The sequence below is a fragment of the Mycobacterium kyorinense genome, assembly GCF_002101735.1.
Lineage (GTDB): Bacteria > Actinomycetota > Actinomycetes > Mycobacteriales > Mycobacteriaceae > Mycobacterium > Mycobacterium kyorinense.
The window spans coordinates 1-2,663 of record NZ_LQPE01000009.1; the positions used below are offsets into that span (position 1 = coordinate 1).

Below are 2,663 nucleotides of genomic sequence, written 5' to 3' on the forward strand. Positions count from 1 at the left end.
TACCAGTAGGTGGCCAGGATGGCGGCGTAGTCGGTGGGGCGTTCCAGGCGACGCTTGCCGACCCCCCAGCGGGCCGCCCACAACCGGGTGGTGGCTTCTTTGAGGTCGTTGGGGGTGCCGTCCTCGAACCGCCAGGCACGCCCGAACGCATCCAGGGCGTCGGCGGCACGGCCCGGTGGGATATGCGGGGCGGCGGCATTGACCCGCGGCATGGTGGCGGGCGAGGCCTTACGGGTCGCGATCAGCGCATCGGTTTGGGTCATGGTTTGCACCACCTCGGTCACACCGGAGGTTTTCGCCGGCGCCAAGCTCCCGTCGGCGGTGTCGTTGCTCACCAGATAATCCAACTGCCCCAACACATTCGCATACGCGTCGGCGGCGGCGGCGAGTTTGAGGGCGGGGCGCTCGTGGCCACCCCAATCGGCGGCGAAGCTGCCCGACAGGTCGACCACCGCGGACAGCAATTCCAGCCCGGCCGGCAGTTTGACGTCCATCGGGATCACCGACAGCCCATCGGTGGTGGCCAAGATGTAGCGGACCCGCCGCGACGGCAACCCCGCCTCCTCAAACAAAAACACCCCGATCGCGGCGCGCGCACTGGTCCACGCGATACCCGGGCGGTCGCGAAGTGCCTTGACCACACCGGCCAAATGCTCATGGGCCACCGCATGTTCGGGCGGTAACACGGTGATCCGCTCCACCGAGGCCGCCGCGGCCGGATCGGCCGCCAGCGCCCCACCCGTGTTCGACGATGTCGATGTGGTGGCGGTTTTGGCGGGCATGATCACCGGGGTCGCCGCCGCCCCTCCGACCGCGGCTGCACCCAACGCCGCGGGCATCGCCGCTCCGCCGCCCATCATCGCCGGTGACATCGGCGGCGCCGGCGGCAACGGAGCAAACCCGGCCCCGCCCGGGTAGGCACCCAACGCGCCCCCAACACCCGACGACGACGGCTGCTGCTGGTTTTGAGCGGCCGCGGGTTGGGCACCGTTAGCCCCACCCGGCGGCGGCGCAGTCACCGAGCCGTTGCCGTTGGCTGCGGTGTGTGTCGCGGCCTGGGTTGGGTCCCCGCCCGCAGCGGCCGTGGTATGCGCGGCGGCCGGGGGTGGGGTGGCGTCATCAGCCGACAGTTGGGTGATCGGCGCCGACACCACCGGCGGTTGCGGTGTCACGGTCGGCGCCGCCGGCGACGGCGGACCCGTCACCTGTGGGGCGGCCGGGTTATTCAACGATGGGTTGCGGTTCTCCGCGCTATAGGGATCGGTCGGCCCACCCGCCGGTCCGCCCAGCCCGGGCGAATGCGGCTTCAACCCGTGCCCGTTCTTCCCGTCATCGACCAGGGTGCCGTCGTCGTTTTTCACCACGGTGCCCTTATCGTCACCCAAACCACCAGGACCCCCAGCACCGGTGCCATCGCCGCGCTGGGCGTCCAGCAGCTTGCCCAGCGTGTCCGACGAGATTGGCTGCCCGTTATGCGCCCCGGCCAGTTTGCCGACCGTGTCCCCAACGGTTTTGGCGATGTCATTGCCCGGTGTTTGCGTCGGCAGCTGCGGCATCTGCGGCGGCTGCATCTGCGGCATCTGCGGCATCTGCGGCATCCCACCCGGCATGCCGCCCATCGGCATGCCGCCCATCGGCGAGCCCCCAAACGGCGACCCACTACCCATCGGAGAGCCGCCCAGCCCCGAACCACCACCGCCCGGCAGGTCATTCAACGTCGGCGGCGGCAACGTCGCCGCAGGCGCCCTCCCAGCCGAACCACCCAACGGCGACACCGGCGCAGCCGGCACGCTTGGCGCCCCTGGAGCTGCTGGGCCGGCACCGGGCCCACCTGGCGCCGACGCACCGGGAGCAGGCGCGGCTGCAGGGAAATCGCCTGGCGCACCACCGGTGCCGAGGTCTCCGGTCGTGTTCTTTGTCGTCGGTGCTTGTTGACCGTTCTTCGGCAGTGAGGGAACTAGTGGCGGTTTCATTCCGGACGAAATACCAAGCGCGACTTGCGTCTTAACATGCTCGAGATTCTGCTTCGCTGCCTGTACCGCCTCCCGCGCGGTATTCAAATTCGCGTCCTTTTGCGCCTGAGTCTTGGCACTAGAGTTACCGACCAGGCCATCAAAGAAGTCCGCCTTTGGCGCCATGTGAAACGGCAAGTGCCCGTCCACCGCCGCGTTCATCGCCTGCTTCGTCGACGTGATCGCCATCGCCAACATCGACAACCAACCAGCCGTATACAGATGCGCCTGCAACCGATCCGCGAATTGACCCATGTGGATCCCGTATTTCGCCGCCAACGCCTCAGCCGCCGCACCCTCCATCTCCTGGGACGCGTAGGCCTTACCCTGGGCTGCAGCACGCCCGGCTTCGTCCATCTGGGCGGCGATGCGCCGCTGCTCATCAGCCGCGGCCGCGGCGTCATCGGCGCTGTCGGTGGGCCAGTTGTCGCCGATAACCTCGTCGGCACCATCCGACTGGGACTTGTCGACATCGCTCATCCGGGTCTCCCCCTACCTGCGGACCGGTTGCCCCCGCGACACATTGTCACTCAGCACACAGTCTAAAGCTCGGGAAAGCGCTACAACCAACACGAACACGCCGACAGAACCCCGCGAGATGTGGCTAAACCCGCAGGTCACACACCTTCGGCGTAACAAGCTACCGACCAG

The 2,663-nt window shown here is 68.2% G+C and carries 1 protein-coding gene; it reads right to left on the bottom strand.

Annotated elements, in window-relative coordinates; all coding sequences use genetic code 11:
• Nucleotides 1-2,492, bottom strand: a 2,492-nt coding sequence (locus AWC14_RS01780) for a hypothetical protein (protein WP_085240927.1), incomplete at its 3' end; no start/stop codon positions are given.
• Nucleotides 2,493-2,663: the final 171 nt, after the last annotated feature.